The sequence below is a fragment of the Streptococcus sp. OMI750 genome (assembly GCF_047463895.1).
Lineage (GTDB): Bacteria > Bacillota > Bacilli > Lactobacillales > Streptococcaceae > Streptococcus.
The window spans coordinates 56,060-77,513 of record NZ_JASHCZ010000004.1; the positions used below are offsets into that span (position 1 = coordinate 56,060).

22 protein-coding genes and 4 pseudogenes are annotated in these 21,454 nt (G+C 31.2%); 16 read left to right on the forward strand and 10 right to left on the reverse strand.

Features of this window, described 5'->3' with window-relative positions:
• Positions 1-101: 101 nt before the first annotated feature.
• From QM830_RS08320 to QM830_RS08345, 6 genes are all read left to right on the forward strand, one after another.
• The gene (locus QM830_RS08320; protein WP_049489287.1) at positions 102-2,270 is read left to right on the forward strand and encodes a membrane protein; all 2,169 of its coding nucleotides are present in this window, start codon (positions 102-104) and stop codon (positions 2,268-2,270) included.
• Positions 2,271-2,945, forward strand: a complete 675-nt coding sequence (locus QM830_RS08325) for an ATP-binding cassette domain-containing protein (protein ID WP_045613439.1) — start codon at positions 2,271-2,273, stop codon at positions 2,943-2,945. It abuts the gene before it with no gap.
• Positions 2,942-3,538 (forward strand): hypothetical protein, encoded by a 597-nt coding sequence (locus QM830_RS08330; RefSeq protein WP_049489286.1) that lies wholly within the window; start codon positions 2,942-2,944, stop codon positions 3,536-3,538. Before QM830_RS08325 ends, QM830_RS08330 begins: the two co-directional genes overlap by 4 nt.
• Before the next feature lie 353 nt (positions 3,539-3,891).
• Complete coding sequence (locus QM830_RS08335) at positions 3,892-4,254, forward strand: hypothetical protein (RefSeq protein ID WP_070590144.1); 363 nt, start codon at positions 3,892-3,894, stop codon at positions 4,252-4,254.
• Positions 4,255-4,770: 516 nt separating this feature from the next.
• Positions 4,771-4,959 carry a hypothetical protein gene (locus QM830_RS08340; protein WP_000171299.1) on the forward strand — a complete coding sequence of 63 codons (189 nt, stop codon included), beginning with the start codon at positions 4,771-4,773 and terminating at the stop codon, positions 4,957-4,959.
• Entirely contained in the window at positions 4,952-5,563 is a 612-nt protein-coding gene (locus tag QM830_RS08345; RefSeq protein WP_195311716.1) for a Fic/DOC family protein, read from the forward strand. The genes QM830_RS08340 and QM830_RS08345 overlap by 8 nt, the downstream gene beginning before the upstream one ends.
• A 473-nt stretch (positions 5,564-6,036) precedes the next feature.
• Here QM830_RS08345 and QM830_RS08350 read toward each other — a convergent pair whose 3' ends face one another.
• A complete protein-coding gene (locus QM830_RS08350) occupies positions 6,037-6,900 on the reverse strand; it encodes a helix-turn-helix domain-containing protein (RefSeq protein WP_254743080.1) in 864 nt (287 codons plus the stop codon).
• 191 nt (positions 6,901-7,091) lie between these two features.
• Here QM830_RS08350 and QM830_RS08355 point away from each other — a divergent pair, with 191 nt between their 5' ends.
• The 3 genes from QM830_RS08355 (at position 7,092) to QM830_RS08365 (ending at position 8,973) form a co-directional block, all read left to right on the forward strand.
• Entirely contained in the window at positions 7,092-7,262 is a 171-nt protein-coding gene (locus QM830_RS08355; protein ID WP_001227861.1) for a PhrA family quorum-sensing system peptide, read from the forward strand.
• Positions 7,263-8,175: 913 nt separating this feature from the next.
• Complete coding sequence (locus tag QM830_RS08360; protein WP_414326460.1) at positions 8,176-8,718, forward strand: hypothetical protein; 543 nt, start codon at positions 8,176-8,178, stop codon at positions 8,716-8,718.
• Positions 8,719-8,742: 24 nt separating this feature from the next.
• Complete coding sequence (locus QM830_RS08365) at positions 8,743-8,973, forward strand: hypothetical protein (protein WP_070594655.1); 231 nt, start codon at positions 8,743-8,745, stop codon at positions 8,971-8,973.
• Between the two features lie 66 nt (positions 8,974-9,039).
• Here QM830_RS08365 and QM830_RS08370 read toward each other — a convergent pair whose 3' ends face one another.
• Complete coding sequence (locus QM830_RS08370) at positions 9,040-9,108, reverse strand: hypothetical protein (protein ID WP_367998130.1); 69 nt, start codon at positions 9,106-9,108, stop codon at positions 9,040-9,042.
• Between the two features lie 179 nt (positions 9,109-9,287).
• On the opposite strand from QM830_RS08370, the gene QM830_RS08375 reads away from it, so the two are divergent.
• From QM830_RS08375 to QM830_RS08405, 7 genes and pseudogenes are all read left to right on the forward strand, one after another.
• Positions 9,288-9,647, forward strand: coding sequence for a hypothetical protein (locus QM830_RS08375; RefSeq protein ID WP_037615877.1), 360 nt, complete (start codon positions 9,288-9,290; stop codon positions 9,645-9,647).
• A 91-nt stretch (positions 9,648-9,738) separates the two neighbouring features.
• Positions 9,739-10,737 (forward strand): NAD-dependent epimerase/dehydratase family protein, encoded by a 999-nt coding sequence (locus QM830_RS08380; protein WP_003005029.1) that lies wholly within the window; start codon positions 9,739-9,741, stop codon positions 10,735-10,737.
• 11 nt (positions 10,738-10,748) lie between these two features.
• Complete coding sequence (locus QM830_RS08385) at positions 10,749-11,939, forward strand: DegT/DnrJ/EryC1/StrS family aminotransferase (protein ID WP_371585342.1); 1,191 nt, start codon at positions 10,749-10,751, stop codon at positions 11,937-11,939.
• Positions 11,932-12,396 carry an NUDIX hydrolase gene (locus tag QM830_RS08390; protein WP_049514452.1) on the forward strand — a complete coding sequence of 155 codons (465 nt, stop codon included), beginning with the start codon at positions 11,932-11,934 and terminating at the stop codon, positions 12,394-12,396. The genes QM830_RS08385 and QM830_RS08390 overlap by 8 nt, the downstream gene beginning before the upstream one ends.
• Positions 12,393-13,034, forward strand: coding sequence for an HAD family hydrolase (locus tag QM830_RS08395; protein WP_003005641.1), 642 nt, complete (start codon positions 12,393-12,395; stop codon positions 13,032-13,034). The genes QM830_RS08390 and QM830_RS08395 overlap by 4 nt, the downstream gene beginning before the upstream one ends.
• A gap of 76 nt (positions 13,035-13,110) precedes the next feature.
• Positions 13,111-13,967: pseudogene (locus QM830_RS08400) on the forward strand (IS982 family transposase).
• A gap of 47 nt (positions 13,968-14,014) precedes the next feature.
• Positions 14,015-14,680: an HAD family hydrolase gene (locus QM830_RS08405; protein WP_003005418.1), complete on the forward strand. Its 666-nt coding sequence runs from the start codon at positions 14,015-14,017 to the stop codon at positions 14,678-14,680.
• 170 nt (positions 14,681-14,850) lie between these two features.
• On the opposite strand, the pseudogene QM830_RS08410 reads toward QM830_RS08405, so the two are convergent.
• The 8 genes and pseudogenes from QM830_RS08410 to QM830_RS08445 all read right to left on the reverse strand — a co-directional run.
• Positions 14,851-15,394 (reverse strand): annotated as a pseudogene (locus QM830_RS08410) (integrase core domain-containing protein); the annotation flags it as partial.
• A 249-nt stretch (positions 15,395-15,643) separates the two neighbouring features.
• Positions 15,644-15,805: pseudogene (locus tag QM830_RS08415) on the reverse strand (helix-turn-helix transcriptional regulator); the annotation flags it as partial.
• A gap of 8 nt (positions 15,806-15,813) precedes the next feature.
• Positions 15,814-16,059 (reverse strand): annotated as a pseudogene (locus QM830_RS08420) (hypothetical protein); the annotation flags it as partial.
• 299 nt (positions 16,060-16,358) lie between these two features.
• A complete protein-coding gene (locus tag QM830_RS08425; protein ID WP_347112648.1) occupies positions 16,359-17,003 on the reverse strand; it encodes a hypothetical protein in 645 nt (214 codons plus the stop codon).
• Between the two features lie 202 nt (positions 17,004-17,205).
• A complete protein-coding gene (locus tag QM830_RS08430; RefSeq protein WP_414257141.1) occupies positions 17,206-17,892 on the reverse strand; it encodes a LexA family transcriptional regulator in 687 nt (228 codons plus the stop codon).
• 8 nt (positions 17,893-17,900) lie between these two features.
• Positions 17,901-18,761 (reverse strand): ImmA/IrrE family metallo-endopeptidase, encoded by an 861-nt coding sequence (locus QM830_RS08435; protein WP_414256980.1) that lies wholly within the window; start codon positions 18,759-18,761, stop codon positions 17,901-17,903.
• Between the two features lie 85 nt (positions 18,762-18,846).
• Positions 18,847-20,718: a P-loop NTPase fold protein gene (locus QM830_RS08440; RefSeq protein WP_414256978.1), complete on the reverse strand. Its 1,872-nt coding sequence runs from the start codon at positions 20,716-20,718 to the stop codon at positions 18,847-18,849.
• Between the two features lie 27 nt (positions 20,719-20,745).
• Positions 20,746-21,072 (reverse strand): helix-turn-helix domain-containing protein, encoded by a 327-nt coding sequence (locus tag QM830_RS08445; protein ID WP_414257139.1) that lies wholly within the window; start codon positions 21,070-21,072, stop codon positions 20,746-20,748.
• Positions 21,073-21,454: the final 382 nt, after the last annotated feature.

Consider the following 21,454-nt stretch of genomic DNA (forward strand, 5'->3'; position numbering starts at 1 on the left):
AATAAAAATAGTTGAACGAGTTTGAGCGGTGCCACGTTGTTATTTTAGTATTGTGGCATTACTCATACTCGTTATTTTTATAAAGTTGGAGATGATGCAGAATGAAAAAAACAGTGGGTATACTGGCAATTTTACTAATTATAGTGATTGGTATAGGAAAGTTTTTCTATTCAGACGGTATGTTTTTAAATATATTCTTAAAAGAGTTTAATACTACTGTAAACATTGTAACAAAGCCAGAAATAGCTGATAAAACAATAATTGAATTGCAGAAAATCGCCAATAAAAATGATTTAAGCTTCATAAAGGAAGAATATATTCCTAAGAATAGTAGATTTGATAAACAGAAAATAAAGATTTACATTCATCTAAATGATTCTGAATGGTTCAAGAAATCTTTTAGAGATATATCTATTGCTGATAGCAAAGACAAATTGAATGATTTTGAGAATGTAAAATCAATGAGTTTACTCACGTCAAAAGATATAAGCTTAATTCCTTTTGAAAACGTCAGCAAGGAAAAAGTTAATGGGGATTATCATGTAAGAGGTACGGAAGTAAATATTAATAAGTTTATTGAAGAAATAAATCAAAATGAAAAATTAAAAACAGAGGTCGTGGTTAATCCGGATTATACTGTTTCTAGTGAATTCACACAGAAACAAGCATATCTATATATGCTTACGGTTTTTATTATATTTGTAGCTACTGTCTTTTGTCTAATTATTTATAATGGGATGCTTTCAAAGGAATTATCGATATCAATTTTACTAGGATACGACAAATTAACTTTAGCTATTTCTAAGGTTTTAAATATTCTTGCAATACCAGCAATAGTGGGACTTGTACTGACGATTGGAATTATAGAATATTTAGTTGCTCCTAGTGATATTTTAGGATTTATGATATCAATGAAAACAATACTTATTTTAGTTGCTTTTATAATAGGGGGGCTAATATCAATAGAGTTTATATTGATTTATCTCAAATTAAAAGGAATTAATGTTATTACCTTATTGAAAGGTTATAGAAGAAGTTATCATAGAAGTTCTTTTCTTATAAAAACAGGGTCGATTGTTATGGTTCTTTATTTAGCAATTGTAAGTATTTTAGGACTCGCTGATTACTCGAGTATGAAACAATACATTCCAACTTGGGAAAGCTCAAAATATTATGCAAATATGGCTTGTGCATGGTCTTGGAGTTATGAAAAAGATGATGATAAGTTCCATGAGATTGTTATTCCAAAGATGAATAATTTATGGAATAGTTTGGACGATAGTGGAGCAATATTATTTAATGCCCCAAACGTTAGAAAAGAGGGAATGAATGATGATGAGGAGTATCTAAATCAACAACCGTTTCAAGGCAATTATGCCTATGTAAATAAAAATTATTTACATATTGCTAATCTCTTAGATAAAGATACGAATAAAATAGAACAATATAAAATACATGAAAATGAGTGGATTGTTTTTGTTCCAGAAGATGTTAAAATTACTGAATTTGACAAAGAAAAAATTCATGAAGATCATATTTTTCAAAATATAAAAAAACAAGGTACAATTACAGAAACATATGTAAGGCTGAAAGATAATCAAAGTGTATTTTCTTTTGATAGTGGCAAAAGAATTGATGAAGCAAACTTGAAAAATTATGTTTTGGTAGCAGTAAATGGGAAAGAATTACTCCCAGATTATGGAATCAAACTATCATCTTTAGTAAATGGGCAGCTACATCCATATGTCAAAGAGCCTAGTAGAGGATACGAGAGTTTGAAGGACATAATTGAAGAAACAGAATCTGAGCCGTTTATACTCTATATCAGCTCAGTCTACGATGATATAGTTTCAAGAATAGACGAATATAAGATGGAGGCAAGTATATATGTTATTGGTCTTGTCTTATCTATTGTTATTTTAGCAACGTTATTAAAAATAGATAAAGAAACATATTTTTATAATCATGGACAACGAATAGATGTTTCTAGGTTGTTGGGATATGGATTTTTTGATATACATCATAAGAAAATTATTGAAAATATCGTTGGTTATATCATAAGTATTATTATTTTATTTATGGTTATTATGGTAACAGGAGTAATAAGTGATGTTGGACTGTTTATACCAAGAGATGGTTGGAGTATGTCTAAACTTTTGATTAGTTTAATAATAGGTATTTGTGGAAGCCTTATATGTTTTGGCATAGAAATTTTACAACTAAAGAAAAGTGAAAGAAGCATTGTACTTAGGTTAAAGGAGGGGTATTAAATGCAAAAAGAAAAGGAATTGCAAATAACCTTAAGAAATGTCTCTAAGAAATATGGGGAACACAGTATTTTGGAAAATATTAGTTTGGATATTTATAAAGGAGATTTTGTTTGTATCTTTGGGAAAAGTGGAGGAGGAAAAACAACACTTTTGAATATAATTGGGACATTAGAAAATTATGATAGTGGTAGTGTAACCTGTTTTTCAAATCGAGATCCTATAAAAGATCCTAAAGTAGGAGAGCTATTACGCAGAGAAAAAATTGCTTATTTATTTCAAAATTTTGCTTTGGTGGAAAAAATGACGGTTGAGGAAAATATGATGCTTGCTGCCAAATACAATCAAGAAAAAAATAAGAAAAATCTTATAGAAGCTGCCTTGAATAAAATGGGCATTTCAGACAAATTAAAATCGAAGGTTTATGAACTTTCAGGTGGAGAACAGCAAAGGGTAGCCCTTGCAAGAAATATGATAAAACCGTTTGAAATTATGTTGGCGGATGAACCGACAGGTTCTCTTGATTATGAGAATAAAAAAATTGTAATCGATACACTTATTAGATTAAATGATGAAGGTAAGACGATCGTAGTTGTAAGTCATGATAAGGACTTTGAAAAAGTAGCACATAAGAATTATATTATTGAAAAGTCAGCTATAAGGGAGGTGTTAAGATGAAAAGGAAGATTGCTTTATTAGTACCGGTTATAGCACTGTGCATTTGTGGTTTATTCTTTTACATGAACAGAAATAGTGATGATATTGATGTTGCATTTACAGTAAAAAATGAAACAAAAGAAAAAATAGATACAGTGGGTATTGCGATGGGGAAAAAATGTATTTTGAATAGAACAAATGGAGAAAAATTTTATTTTCCAAAAGATCTAGTCAAAGAAAAACAAGACAAAGCTATTGTTTTTGTAGTATCTAAAGATGGAATCATAGCAAAGTCAGGGGAAATAGATTTAAAAGAAAATAAAGAAGTAAGCATAAGGGAAATTAAAGAAGGAGAAATATCATTGGATATAGCTGCTCAAAAAACAGATATAAAAATTAGTATTCCTAGATTAGATGCTTGGAAAGTTAGTACAGATGAAAAATTTATCAAGGGTTCTTATGAAGCAAATACTGATTCGCAATATACATTATATTTATTAGGAAAAGGAGGAAAATTAGGTATTTCCAGTACAGAAATGAAAGGAATACGTGTTATTGCAAGTTGGGAAAAACCGAAAGATAAAATAGATAGTTGGCTTATATTTAATGATTAAAAACACAATATTTGTAATAAAAGTTGTAAAATAATAATTTATTGTTAGGGGAGGATTTTATACTGACCCCAAAAAGATAGACAAATAGGCTATCCAAAGGATTTAGTTCTGTATTTCACATGACTAAATCCTTTTAGTTTTACCTGGACAACAAGTGAACTATAAACGGGTATTTAGATTTATTAAAAATAACCAAATTTGTATCAATTTCATTTTTGAATTCATCAGATTTCCCGAAAGTTATTATTTGCTATTATAATAGACATTTCTTCATTTTTCCGTTATAACAGACACTGACATACTCTTGTAATATTATTTTGGTATAATTAAAATTATAGAAGGAGGCACAGATTATGAGAAAATTAATAGGTATATTACTACTTTCATTATCAATAATTACGTTAATTGCTTGCTCTAAAAACAACTACCAATCTTTAGATGGTGAGTATTATTGGATCTCAAGTGAAAGAAACGAGTTAGCGTTTACTATTAAAGGAAATAATGCTTCCATTGAGCATGGAGAAGCCGACGGCTTTACCATTAACAAACAAAAGAATACGATCGAATTAACTGGACAAAATATTGCAAGTCGAACAGAAGAATATTCATTTAAAGATGGGGTCTTTTCTGTTGATATTAGTGGAGTTAAGCATGACTACTATCTTAAAGGTAGCGAAGCGTATAAAAAGGCTCTAAAACAATATGGATATAAATAACATCATTCACACCTATTTTACCGAATAGGTGTTTTTTTGTGCTGAATAGATTACTTCAAAAAATTTTTAAGCTTATTCTTAACCGAATAGTTTATATTTTATGCAAATTAGTTTAATCAAAGAGATTGGATTATATTTTATTATACAATGGAGTCATGAATAATTTAAAAGAAGCGAATATTAGAAAAGTCATTTGGCATATTAGACGTCACCTAAACGAACTATTAAACTCACAGGATGAAAAATATAGGAAACATGAAATGTTTCACCTAAGATCTAGTATTGAATGTTTAGAACGTGTAATGAACAACGAAAAACCCTATCCACCTATGGATAGGGAAGAAGTGTTTTAAAAGTCATTGTATCTATTATATTATAAAATTTAGTATTAAAAAAAAGTATGTTTTTTAAATGATAAAAATAGATACGACCATCCCAGATAGGTTCTCTATCCCTTTAGGTAAAAATACCGATTTTATGGTATAATAAAGATAACGTTATACAAGGAAGTGTGCCATGACTCTTGATGTAAATAAAGAAGAATTAACAATTTTAGGGATTCCCTTTGATAACTTTTCAGATTTCGATACCGTCTGGTATGCTATTGGGTCATCAATGATTGAAAATTATGAACCTACTGTTCAAGATGTGATTGATTTAAAAACTTATGTTATCAACAAACGAAAGGAATTGAATATTGGTTAAAAATCAATACGAAGGCTATGAGTACATTGACCCCAATCACCAATATACCTATCCAAATTCCACAGTCTTAATCAACAAACAAAATATTACAAATATTGAAGAAGCCTACCGGAATGAGCATTTATTTGTTACTAGAAGGCTTGCAGACTTACGCTTGAAAGTCATTGAAGTCTACTCCATTAGTGATATTTTAGCCATTCATAAATATTTATTTCAAGATGTCTATGCTTGGGCGGGACAATATCGCAAGGTGAATATCTCAAAAAATGGGAATCCTTTTATGTCAATACAATCTTTCAGTACTGCCCAAGCATATATAGACCGCCTTATTCATACCTATTATCAAACTGCTAATTCAAAAGATGAGATTATTAAACAATTAGCAAAAATTCTTGATAATCTTAATTATTTCCATCCCTTCCGAGAAGGTAATGGACGAACTCAACGAGAGGTCATTCGTTCTTTAGCACTATCAAAAGGATATTCTGCACAAATACGTGTGGAGCAAGATGACGAGGTTTACAATCTTTATATGGATGGAACAGTTTATGGAGATTTAGGAAAGTTAGAAGAACTACTTGGTAAAATACTGGAAAAATTGTAAATTAGTCTACAAAAATACTTCTATATTTTTAAATATCCTAAATATCACAGAAAATTATAACTTACCAAGGTTTAAATCATAATAGATAGACAAAAAGCTTCTGAAATTTAACATTTCAGAAGCTTTTTTCTTGTCATAAAATGGCTGCAACTATTATTATTCAATACATATTATATCAATTTATGTGATAATCTTTCTAAATTATCCTTGCTATCCTAATATCATTCCTAAGAAAATCAAAGATTTATGACTAAATGGATAGATGATTACGAATATAAGGTTAGGAGATTAGAGAATTTTATCAATATACTTGATAATACAAGAAATCAAAATGTTACCAAATTAGAACGGGAAACAAAATCAGTATAGTTATTTGAGATACCATGAAAAAATTATAAGGCTGATAGTATTAATATCACTATCAGCCTTACAGGTTATTTAACGTTTCAGAAAAACTATAATGTCAAGATTAACTAAACAGTATCTAATTCTTTCAAATAATTCTCTATCTTCATCAACATTAAAGGATTGTTATAAATCTTACATAACTCTCTTGCTTCTATATAATAATTTTTGACTTGTTCTTTGTCTAGAAATTTGGCTCCAGCATTTCCTACAAGAATAAGTAGGGGAGCCAGTTGGTAGCTTGTCTGTCTTTGTTTACAGAGTTCAATCGTCTCAAGAGCTTCTTGGATAGCTTCGTTATATTTTTCCTTTGACACTAGGTAGTGAGCGTAGTTATAACGAACTCTGATGTAGCCAAATAAAAACTCTTGATGCTCAAAATTTTTTGTCTGATATAACTCCATTAAATGAGAGTAGTTTGCCTCATATTCTTGTTCACGACCCACTAAGGAATAGAAGTTAGATAGAGTATTCAATACCTTTAAATAAATCAGAGTATTTGAGGAGACTTTTAATAATATATTTTCCAATGAAGAAATAGCCTCACACTTACTGTCATATTGATAGAAGTCAATAATAGCTTTAATCCATTCAAGGTAAGTTCGGTCTTCTAGTGTTAGAAAAGTACTTCGTTCGATCTCTATTCTATAAATATATTCCAAATCTTCATAATTTCTGTCATCTAATAGTCGAGCAGATAATTGCTTGAAATTAGAGAGGTTAGATTTAATTTCAATTTGTTCATTAAAAAAATAATCTAATGGTACTTCAAGTCGTTGTGAGAGTTTGAACAAAAGGTCTGCGGAGGGAATGAAATGCCCTCTCTCAATTTTACTAATCTGGCTTTGTTCACAAATTCCTTCTGCAAGAGTTTGTTGGGAGAGTCCTAGCTCTTTTCTTTTTAATCTGAATTTCTCTGCGAGTGTATTCATTAAAGATAATAAACCTTCCTATTTGCTTAATTTCATTATAAAATTTTTAGTTCAAAATAGCAAGTTAAAGGAATAAATAATTCTTTATGGTAATAAAAAAAAAAAAAAGTTCAAAGTGCAATAAAAATAATTGCCTAAATAATATATATGTGTTAGAATAAAAACAAGGAAAAAGAAAGGGGTTTCATTGCATGAGAAAAAAACGTGGAATTAAAAAATTAGTTACATTTGCATTACTAGGTGTTTTTATGTTTAGTAATACAATTCCTTACCAACAGTTTATTCAGAAGAATAAACAATTGGAGATTCGAGTGCAATCACAAAAGGAGTCCAATGGTCTTGATGTTGGGAAGGCTGATTAGTTGATTAAATGATGAAAATACTAATTAACTATATGGTATTTCTGTTTTATCTAATTTTTAATTAGAAAGAAGTGATTCTAATGTACAAGGGTGTAATTTGTTAGAATTTCAAAAATTTAGAGCATTTTTGGCTTAGTAATATGTGTTGAAGGCTCAAAATCTATGGTAAAAAAGTAGCTTTGAAAACGTATTACCTCCAAAGATTTAGTTAAATAATGAATTAACATAAAAAGAAATTATTGAAGTTCTGGAAAGATGTTGTTTCAGTATTGAAATCATTGAGAAAAAGTGGGAAAAATTTGCGATTTTCACAGAGAAAGGAAGAAAAAGTATAGAAATAAGTCTTGAAAAACTGGATTTGAAGAATTATTTTGATTATATTGTTTCGGATGACAATTGCTATTGAAGATTCGTACTCAGGGATACAGGTATCAACTAGTGCTGGTATTGATACTATTGGATATTACGATTACCCATTGCCTTTATTTAATGCTAAGGCAAATTGGAAGTCTGGAAGTATGCAAGAAGTATTGAACGTAATTCAATCACAACATGAGTTTTAAAACGTCTAGACGTACTTAGAAAAATTAGAAATATACTTTTCGGGAATCTGTCCATAGATGAACAAAAGAAGCTTCAAAAAAATGTTTCTAATATTTATTTTAGGTCTATTCTTAATCCCATTACTTAGACCACATATAGTTGGTTGGCTAAAAACTATATGTGGTTAATAGTAATGATAACCTTATTTAACAAAAAGTTTTCCCTTTTATTTTTTAATAGCATTGTTTCGACAAATTGACTTCCACGTTTATTGGCGGTAGAAGTTAGTTTAAGAATATAGCACTTCGAGAAATTGCCTATTTTTATAGAAGCATATTATTAAGTAAAAAAACAAAAGGAAGGTGATATTATGAAATATCATAAAATAATTATTAAAGGTAGTTGTACCTTATTGTTAATTTTTTCTTCGTTCTCTCCCTTAAGTACTGTACTGTCTGAAGAACAGTCAGCTCCTCCGATTGAGATTTTGCAACAAGAAATCTCCAAATTAAGATTAGAAGAAGGTAAGCAATATACATTACAAGAATTATTAGACAGAACGTCTCTGTCAAACTATGAAAAAGAAACAATATCTAAGGAAATCATTACACAAGTACAAAAAGAAATTAATGAAGAACAGTCAAGATCTATGTTTCGAGCTCTCGTAACTAATGTTTATAGACATTTAAGTCCTTCGGAAGTTAAAGAATGTGCACGACAATTTCGAACAATTGGTAGTTTAGTAAAATTAATTCCAAGATATGGCTCTTTAATTGAAAAACTCTATATCGTAAACGCTGAATCATATGAATATGCTGCTGCAAGAGGTTGGGGAATTGATCTTTTGATAACCTTAGATCCTTATAATCCTACAAGTACAGGTATGACTTTTAGTTATAGATATTCTCATTAGTTTAATTAAAGGGGGGACTGTGTTATGGTAACTAAGTATTACAAGTATATTCCTTGGTTGGTTTTAGGAGCTATTGGATCTTATGAGTCCGCAACTTATTTTGGACATAGTACATTTGATATACTGTATTTATCTATTGTTTTTATGATTGTTTACGTAGCTTTGTTCATTCTACACGAAAAATATCTGAAATATAAATATAAAGAAATATTTACAAAGATTATGAGCAATCCTGAAAAAGATCATCATCCCTAGTAAGATATAGCATAATAAAGCCCTAGCAACCAGATTGTACTGACCCCAAAAAGTTAGACAATTAATTTAAGCAAAGGATTTAGTTCTGTATTGCACAGGGCTGAGTCCTTTTCTATTATTTGTATAGAAGTGTATACATTTTTAATCTATAGTCGTAGAGATTTAGTAAAACTATAGCCAAATATAGATCTTTTTCTAAAATTTACTAATGTCTGTTATAATGGACATTATTTGAAATTTCCATTATAACAGACATTGATACAGTTTTGTAACATTATTTTGGTATAGGAATATTATAAAAGGAGGCGAGAAACATGAGAAAATTTGTTAGCATATTATTGTTGTCATTATCAATAATTACGCTAATTGCTTGCACTAAAAATAAGCAACAATCTCTGGATGGCGAATACTATTGGATATCAAGTGAAAGAAATGAATTGGCATTTACTATAAAAGGGAATAGAGGTTCAATAAAACACGGAGAAGCTGATAGTTTTACAATTGATCAAGAAAGTAACACCTTCCTTTTATCAGGAGAAGGTAGAAGTGATTCAACAGTAAAATATAAAGTTAAGGATGGCACCATTACAGTCGATATATCTGGAATAGAACATGAATATTACCAAAAAGGCAGTAAAGCATATAATAAAGCACTTCAACAATATAATAAGTAGAAATAGAGCGATGAAGTTTTGGTTTCTTATGATGTTGCTTTCGGAATGATTGTTATATTAACAAGACAATATGGAAAAAGGAGAATGATTCATGAGTAATATTTTGGTGACAGGCGGTTGTGGCTATATTGGTTCAAGATTAGTTGAAGAATTGCTAAATAATCAAGAAAATAAGGTTGTTGTTTTAGACAGCGGTATATTTGGTTTTGATTCACTATCTGAGTTTTTATATTCAGAACGTTTTAAATTAGTTAAGGGGGACATTCGAATCAAAGAGGACATTTTGAAATCCCTAAATCAAATTGATACAATTATTCATTTGGCAAGTCTAGTTGGAGAGCCTTCATGTGTTGTTGACAAAGATATCGCTTACGATATTAACGTTCGTGGAACAAGAAATCTAGTAGAATGTGCAGTCAAAAAGGGGGTGAAAAATTTTATTTTTGCCTCAAGCTGTAGTGTCTATGGTTTTGGTAAAGATAAGTTTGATGAACATAGTATTCCCAATCCTGTTGATTATTATGCAGAGCTAAAGCTACTTTCAGAGAAAGATTTATTAAATTATAAGGATAAGTTGAATATTATCATATTGCGATTTTGTACCGTTTTTGGTTTATCGAGGAGGATGCGATTTGACTTAGCTGTAAATGTAATGACTGCCTCTGCATTAAATAACGGAGTTATAAATGTTTACGGCGGTCAGCAAGAGAGACCATTTATTCATTGTGGAGATGTGGCCAGAGCTATCAATTTGCTTTTTGAAGAAAGATGTAAAAATAAATATACAGATAACGGTATAGAAGTATTTAATGTTGGTAATAATTCTGAAAATTATAATCTTACTGAAGTAGCTAGCATAATTTCAAAAGCTACTGGAAATACTAAAGTTAACTTAGATGGTTTAAAGGAAGATAATCGAAGCTATAGTGTTTCTTTTGATAAAATAGAGCAGTTGGGTTTTTCATCACAGAAGTCTATTGAAGTTGGAGTAGAAGAAATTGCAAATAGCATGAAATCAGGGTTAATTAATAATCCATTCTGCGATATATATAGCAACGTAAAAGTTGCTACTAAGGAATATTTGAATTAAGGAGTTAGAATATGAAACAATTAGCAATATTAGGTGGGAAACCAGCGTTTTCAAGTCAATTAAAATTTATAAAACCTATGTTTCCTACTTATTCAGAATCAAAATATGAGTCATACTTTAACGAAGTTTTTAAAACTGGGATGCTCTCAAAAGGGAGATTTTTAGAAAAGTATGAGTCTGAGGTGAGCAGTTATTTAGGAGCTCCCTATGTAACTGCTGTCTCTTCTGGGACTATAGGATTAATTTTAGCATTAGAAGCATTGGGAATAAAAAGTGGTGATGAAGTCCTTGTCCCTAGTTTTACATTTTGTGCAACTGTTCATGCAATTAAAAAGGTTGGAGCTATTCCTGTTTTTGTAGATTGCAACTCTGAAACATTTACAATCGAAACAAATAACATTGAAAAATATATCACTCCTAAAACAAAAGCAATTATTGCTGTGCACATATTCGGAGTTGGAGCAGAAGTATATGAATTAGAAAGGGTATCTAAAACCCATAATCTTAAACTTATCTATGATGCTGCTCACGCATTTGGTAGTACCATTGACAAAACACATTTGGGAAACTTTGGTGATATCTCAGTATATAGTACCTCTCCTACAAAAACTCTAGTTACAGGTGAAGGGGGAATTGTCGTAAGTAAAAATAAAGAAATTGATAGCAAAATTAGACTTTTAAGAGAATATGGAAATCCGGGAGATTATAATTGTACTGAGATTGGTGTTAATGCTAGACTTAGTGAGTTGGCAGCTATAACTGGTCTAATGTCATTGAGTATAATTGACAAAAATCTATCGGAGCGTAAAAAGATTGGCAATTATTATAGACAGTTATTATCTGAAATTGAAGGAGTATCGTTGCAAAAAATACCGGATAACCAAATTAGTACATATAAAGATTTATGCATAGTAGTGCATGCAAGGTCATTTGGGTTAGATAGAGATACAGTTGTTCAGAGTTTGAATAGAGAGGGTATTCCAACAAGAAATTATTTTTCTCCTCCTATACATAAAATGGATTGTTATTCTGAATACAATGATCTTGTTTTAGAAAATACTGAAAATATTTCCAAAAATATAATTTGTTTACCTATGCATCCATTTCTAACGTATGCAGATATCGAAATGATAGTTAATATTTTAAGAAACATTCATATCAATGCTGAAGAGATAAAGAAACGGGTGATACAAGATGCTTAACACACCAACAGAAAATTACGTGTCAACAATTCGAAAAAAGATAGGTAATGACTTACTTATTCTAGTAGGTTCAAATGTTATTATTGAAAATGAACTAGATCAAGTGTTGCTTCAAAAACGGTCTTCAGGAACATGGGGATTGCCAGGTGGATTATTGGAAGTAGGAGAGACACTTGAACAAACGGCAATTAGGGAAGTATTTGAGGAGACCGGATTAACAATTGAAGAATTGAAGTTAATTCATACTTTTTCAGGGCAGGATTATCATTTTGTTCTGCAAAACAAAGATGAAATCTATGTAGTTACCTCTCTATACAAAGCGATTAATTATACGGGAGAATTGAATGTAAGTTCAGAAGAAACGCTGGAGTTAAGTTATTTCAATTATAACTCCCTTCCTTATAACATTGAACAAGAATATCTTGATTATATAAACTATTATAGAGGACTAAGATGATTGACAAAAAAGAAATATTTATTTTTGATTTTGATAATACTATTATTGAATCACTCCCTCTTTGTTTTAGTTGCTTCAGGATAGTGTTTGAAAAATATAAAAATATCAAAATGAGTGATTCGGATATTGAATCATTATTTGGAGGTAGTGAGGAAGATATTATAAGGAGCCATGTAGAAGAAAAATATGCTGATGAAGCAGTCGAATTATTTTACATTCTTTATGAAAATTTACACGATCATTTTATTGTTCAAAATAAAGTATTTGAAAATATTACTTTGCTATTAAAAAAATTAAATTACAAAGGAAAAAGACTTGCTGTTTTTACTGGTAAGGGGCGAAAAAGTATACAAATAAGTATGAAGAAATTAGAATTAGAAAAATATTTTAATTACATTGTATCTGATGATGATGTTGCTAATTCTAAACCTGATAGTGAAGGAATTTTGAAGATACTTGACCATTATAATGCAACTCCCTCAGATGCGATATTCTTTGGTGATTCAGATGCAGATATTATCTCAGCCAAAAAAGCAAATGTACTAGCTGTTGGTGTCAATTGGTATAAAACAAGAAAATTTACTATTTCTCCTGATATAATATCTAAGAATCCATTAGATATTATATACTCCTGCTGATAGTTGATTTGACTTAACAAAAAAGCCCATTTGGTGTACACTGCAAGTGAAGAAAAATAGCAGGGAGGTAAACCAAATGGACATTTTCCATTATACACCGAATCGCCATCACCTTCAACTCAGTATGCCGCAGCTTCGTAAAGTCTGCCGTGACTTATATCAAAAAGTCGCTCCTGATGAGTTGATCCACCGCAAGAATGTAGAGCAATGCAAGGTTTCGAATGTTTCTGTTTTAACCTTGATGCAATTTCAGGCAGAAATTGGGATGAAGTCACAGCGAAAGTTTTATCAATTTATCCGAAATTTCTTCGGATTCAGGGATTGGAGAGAAGCCGCTTCTATCGCCGTGTTCATTATCTGATGCCCCTGCTTCAGCTGATTTGCCTCTATTTCAATCAGCTGGATTTTGATGAATTAGTCATTATCGACAGCTTTCCAGTCCTCTTGTGTCAGCCGGTTAGAAATCATCAGGCCAAGGTCTTGAATGAGGTGGCCAACATCGGCTACTGCGCTTCCAAAAACATGTGGTTCTATGGTTTTAAAATTCATCTGGCGGTGACAGAGTCGGGCTATATTTTGGATTACTTGGTTACGCCTGTCTCGGTCCATGATATTCAGGTGGCAGAAGAGTTGCTGGATGCCATCCCCTATACTCCTGTTTTAGCGGATTTGGACTACTTGGGTAAGGAACTGAAAAAACGATTGGAAGCCAAGGGAATAGACTTTTTGACGCCGATTTGTAAAAATATGAAAGGAGCAGCTGAGCACAACAATCCTGCTATCCTGACAATCCGAAGGACCATCGAAACTCGGATCTCTGTCCTAAATGCATTGTTTAACATTGAACATCCGCTTGCTCGCTCTTTAGCAGGTTTGCAATTAGAGATCGAACGGGCTATTTTGGTCTATAATTTAGGATTTTTTATCAACTAGCAACATGGGTATTATATATGATAGATTTTGATTTTAAAGGAGGATTTATGAATTTGAAAGGTATAATCTTCGATATGGATGGAGTTATAGTTGATACAGAGTACCAAGATTTTCTAATACAGAAAGATTTTATCAAACACCTTAATCCAAAATCTAGTTACGAAGATTCTGAGCTATTGGTATTAGTTGGTAAATCATATTTTAATCTTTATAGGCTTTTACAGCAATTTATTGGGAAACAATATGATATAAAAACTATAGAAAAAGAATATGCTTCTTTTAGTGATGAGAGATATGAAAAAATTGATTATTCTTTACTTTTTAGAAAAGAAATTCTAAAAATTATTGACTATGCATTGAAAAACGGAATCAAATTAGCTGTAGCATCATCATCAAAATATGAGCATATTAATGAAGTTTTAGAAAGGTGTGACATAAAAAAATATTTTGATGTCATCGTTAGCGGAGAGAATTTTGTAGAAAGTAAGCCAAATCCGTCTATCTATTTAACAACGCTACATAAGTTAGAATTGCAAGCAGAACAATGTATTGCAATTGAAGATTCATACTCTGGAATTGAATCTTCAACTAGCGCCGGAATTGCAACTATTGGTTATTATGATAGCCGATTACCATTTTTTAATGACAAAGCGCAATGGAAAGTTGAAAATATGAAAGAAGTTTTACAAATAATAGAATCACAGAGTCTTTGAGTTGAAAGGCGATGAGGGTCTTGAGGACGTTAGAAAGAAATAAACTTGTTTCATAACGAAATTTAAGGTAGAACTTATCAGGACTCTGCCTTTTTAGGCTCTTTTCTACCATTTGTCAAGTCTGTCAAGGCTTTAAGTAAAAAAATGAGATATGAAAAGGCAACACTTTTCTATACAAAATTTATAAAGTGTTTTTTTAAAGCGCTGATTCGCTTAGCGATTGGGGTTTGGTAGTTCAGACTGCTGTGAATGCGGTGATGATTCCACCAGTAAACGTAGTCCTTTGTTTTAAAGGTTAGTTCTTTCAGCGAATGGAAGGTTTCTTGGTTGACAAACTCGAGTTTGAAGGCACGGTAAGTACTTTCAGACACGGCGTTGTCATAGGGACAAGCTGCTTGACTTAGAGACCGAGCGATGCCGCATCTCATCAATCAGCTGGTTATCAAACTCCTTACCACGGTCAGAATGGAACAGCTTGACATTGGTAAGCGCGTAAGGAATGCTTTGATTGGCTTGTTTGACGAGCTCTGCAGTCTTGTGCCACCCAACTGACAGTCCAATAATTTCGCGGTTAAAGAGATCAATGATCAAACAAACATAAGCCCAACGATTTCCAACACGGACGTAGGTCAAATCTGTTACAATTGCTTCAAGTGGCTTTTCTTGGTCAAATTCTCGAGCCAATAGGTTTGGAATAGGTGCTTCATTTTTTTGAGCTAGTTCTTTATCAAAATAAACAGTATTATAATCCTGATCATTATAAACCGTTGAACCGATACCAGCAGACATTTTTTCGTAAACATGATATTCGTATAGTTTTGCTGATATTGAAACAACGTTCTTATAAGCTTCTTTTTGAACTAGGTTTCTGACATAATTAAGTGCATTATTCTTACCTTCATCTGATAAAGTATTATATAGTCGGACGATTTCGATCTCTGTAAAAAAACCTTTTGGTACATTTAGAATCTGCTCTAGTTGTTGCACTTTTTCTCTAGATGGTTGTTTTACTCCACGTTCCCATGCGGAATAGGCTTGATAGCTGACTCCCAACTGATCAGCAATATCTTTTTGAGTCTTTTTTAGCTCTTTTCTACGAGCTTTTAGTTTTTCTGGTTGATACATCGTTTTCCTCACATTAATAGTAACTTCAATTCAGCTTTTTGTTTTGCCTCTTTGTCTGTTAGCTTATTTTTATCCCAAACATAAGCTATAGATTTTCCTTTATCATAGATGAGCCATACTTTTAGATTGTCACAGCAAGTCTTAATTGTTTTCCAATTCTCTTGGTTTAAAAGTTCAGGATACTCTTGACTAGTCACAAAACTTTTTTTGATCACAGATCGCTCTATCTTATAGATTAGAGAAGCCTGATAGTTTTACAATTGATCAAGAAAGTAACACCTTCCTTTTATCAGGAGAAGGTAGAACTGATTCAACAGTAAAATATAAAGTTAAGGATGGCACCATTACAGTCGATATATCTGGAATAGAACATGAATATTACCAAAAAGGCAGTAAAGCATATAATAAAGCACTTCAACAATATAATAAGTAGAAATAGAGCGATGAAGTTTTGATTTCTTTCCCAATTTGGCTATAAGAAAACACCCTGAAAGATAGATAGGAAAATCTAACTTTTGGGGTGTTTTCAATTTTAAGAGCGTTGAATATGTCTTTATTTTGTGAGTGAGACACGGAAATCATTGTATTTGCTATAATCAAAGTCTTCATTAAGTCCTGTTACAAATACAATCGGTGTATAATGGCCCTCTTCCAAAATGAAACCGGCTTTTACCTTGGCATTGGCTCCCCCAAGTCCAGCAATACCGGGAAGAAGGGCATCAAAAGCTCCAGGTTCGTCTGTTTCCCAGTAATAGATATTACCAGAAGCTTGAACAGCTTTTGCTCTAGTCGTTGCTGTACGAATTGGGTTCACATCTGCTTGATAAAAGTTTGCTGTCGTAGTAACCGTTCCGTCCGCAGCCACTGTCATTTGGACATCTTTTGCGATTTCAGTTGTACCTGTCCAAGTCCCTACCAGCTCTGCAGGAACCATTTGAGATGAATCTGTAGCTTTGTCACCACTTGTTGTATTAGACGCTGTGGTTGTTTGACTTGATTGTGTTGTTTCTTCTGAACTAGATTCAGTTTCTTTTGTATTTTTCTTTTTAGAAGACTGATTTGTTTTATTCTGACCAGATTTCATAGAAGTCTGTGTTTCTTTTACAGAAGAACTGTTCTCCTCTTTTTTAGAACCACAAGCTACTAGTAGAGTTGCAGAAGTTAAGCCTAAAAGTGCTAAACTTGTCCATTTTTTCATAATTATGATACCTCACCTAAATTTATATTAGCTATTATATTACAATGTTACAGAATGTCAAGTGTTTTTGAAATATTTTTGTAACATTTGTAATTTATCTAAATTTTCAACAGGGTGGCGCATAGGGTTACAAAGTAAAAGATTTCTATATTCTTTGTTACATAATCATCAGAAATAGAAAAACAACGTAAATAAAATGTTGTTAGAGTTTCATTGGTACAAAATTACCAACAATAATTCCTACAATTCTAGGATCTTCATCATACGAAAGAAAAATATCTTTATAGTTTGGATTGATAGAAACCAGCCTTAAGCCATGCTCCTCTCGATAAACTCGTTTAATATAAGTCCGGCTATTGCAGACTACGGCATAAACTGCTCCATCATAATCAAATCCTGTCTCACGAATGAGAGCCACAGAGCCATTTTGATATTTGGGCTCCATTGAGTCACCAGAAATCCATGAGGCGAAATCATGGGCTAGTTCTTCATGAAAATAAACAGTATCATAGTTCTGATCGTTATAAACCGATGAACCGATACCGGCAGACATTTTTTCGTAAACATGGTACTCGTATAGTTTTTCTGATATTGAAACAACATTCTTACATTGTTCTTTTTGAACTAGTTTTCTAACATAACTAAGTGCTTGATCTTTAGCTTCATCTGACAAACTATTATATAGTCGGACGATTTCAACCTCTGTAAAATAACCTTTTGGAGCATTTAGAATTTGCTCCAAAAGCTTTACTTTGTCTCTAGATGGTTGTTTTATTCCACGTTCCCATGCAGAATAAGCCTGGTAGGTAATACCTAATTGATCTGCAATATCTTTTTGAGTCATTTTTAGCTCTTTTCTACGAGCCTTTAGTTTTTCTGGTTGGTACATCATTTACCTCACATTAACAATAATTTCAATTCAGCTTTTTGTTTTGCTTCTTTGTCTGTTAGCTTATTTTTATCCCAAACATAAGCTATTGATTTTCCTCTATCATAAATGAGCCATACTTTTAGATTGTCATGGCAATTCTTAATTGTCTTCCAATTATCCTGATTTAAAAGTTCAGGTAACTCTTGGCTAGTAACGAAGCCTTTTTTGATTACTGATTGCTCAATCTTATTGATTAGAGAAGTCTGATAGTTGTTGAATTCCTTTATAATCTGATCTTTGACACCGTGAAACAAAAGGAGTAGTGTGGCATTTTGTCCATCAATATAAGCATCGATAGTCTGCTTAATGGTACTTTCTTTTCCAGGATAATATTCTCTAAGAAGATCTAAAAGGCGATAAAACAATGCCTGTTTTGAAACATCCAGACTATTTTGAATCTTTTGAAAGGTGTCGCAACTATAATAAATCTTTGACAACAAAACAATGTCAGGCATTAATACTACAGCAGAGAAAATATTCGCTTCTCGCTCTAGTAGGTTCTCCTGATTATCAATAGATTCTGCAAAATAATTACCTTCATGCTCTAGGATAAAATGTCCTAGCTCATGACACAGAGTAAAATTTTGCTTCACTATTGGATTATCTTTTTCAAAAGAAAAACTAATACCTAATTCATCAATAACAGTTAATCCTTCAATCTTATGATTAGAGAAGTGGTGACTAATCACTTGAATCTGATATTCTTGAATACAGTGTTGAAAGAAGTAGTTGAAATTATAATTTAGTAATGAAATATCATGATTCTTCATATACTGGTATAACACATGTTTTGTAGACTTACTTATTCTTGTATACAATTCATCCAAAGAATGATACCTCCTTTAAGTATAAAACACAAAACTAAACCGATTTGGTTGAGTATATTGTATAAAAAAAGTGGACTGTTGTCCACTAAGACTTGGGTTTAGGGTAATATAATATTCTTTCTAAATTAACAAATTTTTCTAAAATCGGATCAAGAATATCTGATAAAGAAATTGTTTCTCCTGATGAATCAAATGCAGTCAAAATATACCCTTTTCTATATATTTCCAAGTATTTTAAGAATTCTAATATATCCTTTTCATTCATTTTTTCATATATCTTTTTCAGATCAACTTCTGATTCTTTTACATTTCTATAATCTCCCTCAACCAAAAAGTATGCTACATCAGCAGGATAATCAATTGTCTTATTAGCATTTTGAATACAGGAATCTATATAAACTTTGGCTTGTTCTTTTAAATTATCATAAAAATGAGAAAACACATTGATTTTTCTATATATATGACATTTTTTTCCAACAGAATAATCTTTTAGTTTTTCTTCCCAAAAATCAAATGTACGTTGTTTAAACGTGTCAATTGGTCCATTTTTAAGTCCCACTGAATAAGTCACACAAGTGTATAGTACTTTATTTAATTCAAAATATCCATCTTTATCTATTGTTTTTAAAATTATTCTTACTATTTTATCTTGATCGGATTTTTCAATGACCTTATTTTTCAGATACAATAAAAATTCACCCTCTTTATTAGTTTTAGATAGGTAACTATTTGGATTATCTAGTAAGTTTGTATATATACTATCAGCTTCTTTATCAGATAAATTTGTTATATTGTCATCTAAAAAATAGGATATTGGGTTATCAGAAAAACATTGTGGGAATTCGTCCTTATATGAGTTGAACAGTAATTCTTCAATAAATTTTTGTTTTATATATTTACTTTCATTAACACTAATTTCATTAACACTAATTTCATTAAAAAATGTTACATTGTTTTCTACTTGGTAATTTTTTATTAATTGATTATACAATCCTTCCTCAAATAAACTTAAGTATAAAATAGCAATGAATTGATGTACTTGTACGCTTCCATATTTATATCCTAATTCATAGTTTAGAAGTTCAATAAAATGATCAATCTCTCTCAAAGAATAGCGATTACTAATAAATACTTCATTTAAAAAATTTTTAAATTGTTCTTGTTCTATACCACGTATTCCTCCATAAATATCTAATATTTTTTCTGAATATAATTTCGATACTTCAAAAGAGCTGAGATTTACTGGTAATTCACATTTTCTATCAACAAATTTGGACAGGTATTGAGAAGTTATGGTTTGACTGCTAACGATCTTTTCCCAATCACCAACAAATACAATAGGAATTTCCCCATGTAAAATATTAAATAGCTTATACACTTCAAGTTGTTTGTCATTAGATATTCTATCAAAATCATCAATTATCAATACTTGTCTAAATTTAAATCTATTATTATTAAACAGGTGAAGTAAATTAACGTAGATACTATCTGATTTCGCCTTAATAAATTGAAAAACCAAAGCAAACAGTCCAAATAGCATAAAAAAGGATTTCATGGGTTCAGTTACCCATGGTGGGGCTCCAAAGAGATTTAAGAATAAAATATAATATTTTTCTAACCCCAAATTAAAGGTAGGAGTACTTAATATAGCAGTAACTATTGAAGTTATAATTATAACGGATACTATACGATATGTTACTGGGTGTAATTCTTTAAATGCAATTTTTATTAACGACCTATCATCCTTAATCTCCCAAACTTTTAAGTATTTTAATTTCCAACCATCTTTTTTAAATTTACGCTCACATCTTTCTAAAAACTGAGTTTTACCGCTGCCCCACTTACCATTAAGAAAAATAGTCATATAATTTCCATCATTTTTGACTACAATTTCTTTGAATTTTTTCTCAGCATAATCAGTTTCGATGAAAATTTTTTCAATTGATTTCTTTTCCATTTTCGCTTTCTAAAGTTAATTCAAAATTCATTTATTTTTAAAATATTTCTTTCTCTCTTCCATAAATTCAATTAGTTCTTTTTTGAAGATTTCCTTTTCTTCATCAGTTAAACCTTTTGAATTCATACGGAAAAGGAGTTCTACATTATCTAACTCTTCATCATTTCCCGCAAGGTAGTCCATCGTAACTCCGAAGAAATTCGCAAATTTCTCTAAAGTTTCAGACGAGGGTTTTCTTTTTCCACTTTCCCATTGCTGATAATTAGGTTGCTTGATACCAAATTCTTCCGCAATTTCCTTTTGTGTCAATCCTTTTTTCAAACGGAGTTCTTTTAATCGTTCTGGAAATCCCATTTCTAATTCCTCAAAAAGTTTTAAAATATTTTGCAATAATCTCTTGACAATATACTCAAACGAGTATATAATATAAATATATTCGAAAGAGTATATATCTTCTAAAAATAATAACCTTATTTTAGAAGGTTTAGATCATTGACAATTAAATAAAAAGTGCGTCTGACAACCAGAGGACTGACTATCAAACTACACTAAACTTCGTACCTTTATTGTAAATGTTTTGATAAGAAAAGTCAAGTCCGTTTTATGGTTGAAGTGAAGATAAAAAACAAGACTCCATTCTTGTGGGCTTACACGCATTTCGGACTTTCGCACTTTTCCGAATAGTAAAGTGAACTGGCTTCGCCAAAGGGCGTAAGAGAATCTTTTGGGCATGATC

Excerpts from the sequence above, each read along its gene's own strand:
- QM830_RS08320 (WP_049489287.1), top strand. The coding sequence starts at position 102 with ATGAAAAAAACAGTGGGTATACTGGCAATTTTACTAATTATAGTGATT.
- QM830_RS08325 (WP_045613439.1), top strand. The coding sequence starts at position 2,271 with ATGCAAAAAGAAAAGGAATTGCAAATAACCTTAAGAAATGTCTCTAAG.
- QM830_RS08330 (WP_049489286.1), top strand. The coding sequence starts at position 2,942 with ATGAAAAGGAAGATTGCTTTATTAGTACCGGTTATAGCACTGTGCATT.
- QM830_RS08335 (WP_070590144.1), top strand. The coding sequence starts at position 3,892 with ATGAGAAAATTAATAGGTATATTACTACTTTCATTATCAATAATTACG.
- QM830_RS08340 (WP_000171299.1), top strand. The coding sequence starts at position 4,771 with ATGACTCTTGATGTAAATAAAGAAGAATTAACAATTTTAGGGATTCCC.
- QM830_RS08350 (WP_254743080.1), bottom strand. The coding sequence starts at position 6,900 with ATGAATACACTCGCAGAGAAATTCAGATTAAAAAGAAAAGAGCTAGGA.
- QM830_RS08355 (WP_001227861.1), top strand. The coding sequence starts at position 7,092 with ATGAGAAAAAAACGTGGAATTAAAAAATTAGTTACATTTGCATTACTA.
- QM830_RS08360 (WP_414326460.1), top strand. The coding sequence starts at position 8,176 with ATGAAATATCATAAAATAATTATTAAAGGTAGTTGTACCTTATTGTTA.
- QM830_RS08365 (WP_070594655.1), top strand. The coding sequence starts at position 8,743 with ATGGTAACTAAGTATTACAAGTATATTCCTTGGTTGGTTTTAGGAGCT.
- QM830_RS08375 (WP_037615877.1), top strand. The coding sequence starts at position 9,288 with ATGAGAAAATTTGTTAGCATATTATTGTTGTCATTATCAATAATTACG.
- QM830_RS08380 (WP_003005029.1), top strand. The coding sequence starts at position 9,739 with ATGAGTAATATTTTGGTGACAGGCGGTTGTGGCTATATTGGTTCAAGA.
- QM830_RS08385 (WP_371585342.1), top strand. The coding sequence starts at position 10,749 with ATGAAACAATTAGCAATATTAGGTGGGAAACCAGCGTTTTCAAGTCAA.
- QM830_RS08390 (WP_049514452.1), top strand. The coding sequence starts at position 11,932 with ATGCTTAACACACCAACAGAAAATTACGTGTCAACAATTCGAAAAAAG.
- QM830_RS08395 (WP_003005641.1), top strand. The coding sequence starts at position 12,393 with ATGATTGACAAAAAAGAAATATTTATTTTTGATTTTGATAATACTATT.
- QM830_RS08405 (WP_003005418.1), top strand. The coding sequence starts at position 14,015 with ATGAATTTGAAAGGTATAATCTTCGATATGGATGGAGTTATAGTTGAT.
- QM830_RS08425 (WP_347112648.1), bottom strand. The coding sequence starts at position 17,003 with ATGAAAAAATGGACAAGTTTAGCACTTTTAGGCTTAACTTCTGCAACT.
- QM830_RS08430 (WP_414257141.1), bottom strand. The coding sequence starts at position 17,892 with ATGTACCAACCAGAAAAACTAAAGGCTCGTAGAAAAGAGCTAAAAATG.
- QM830_RS08440 (WP_414256978.1), bottom strand. The coding sequence starts at position 20,718 with ATGGAAAAGAAATCAATTGAAAAAATTTTCATCGAAACTGATTATGCT.
- QM830_RS08445 (WP_414257139.1), bottom strand. The coding sequence starts at position 21,072 with ATGGGATTTCCAGAACGATTAAAAGAACTCCGTTTGAAAAAAGGATTG.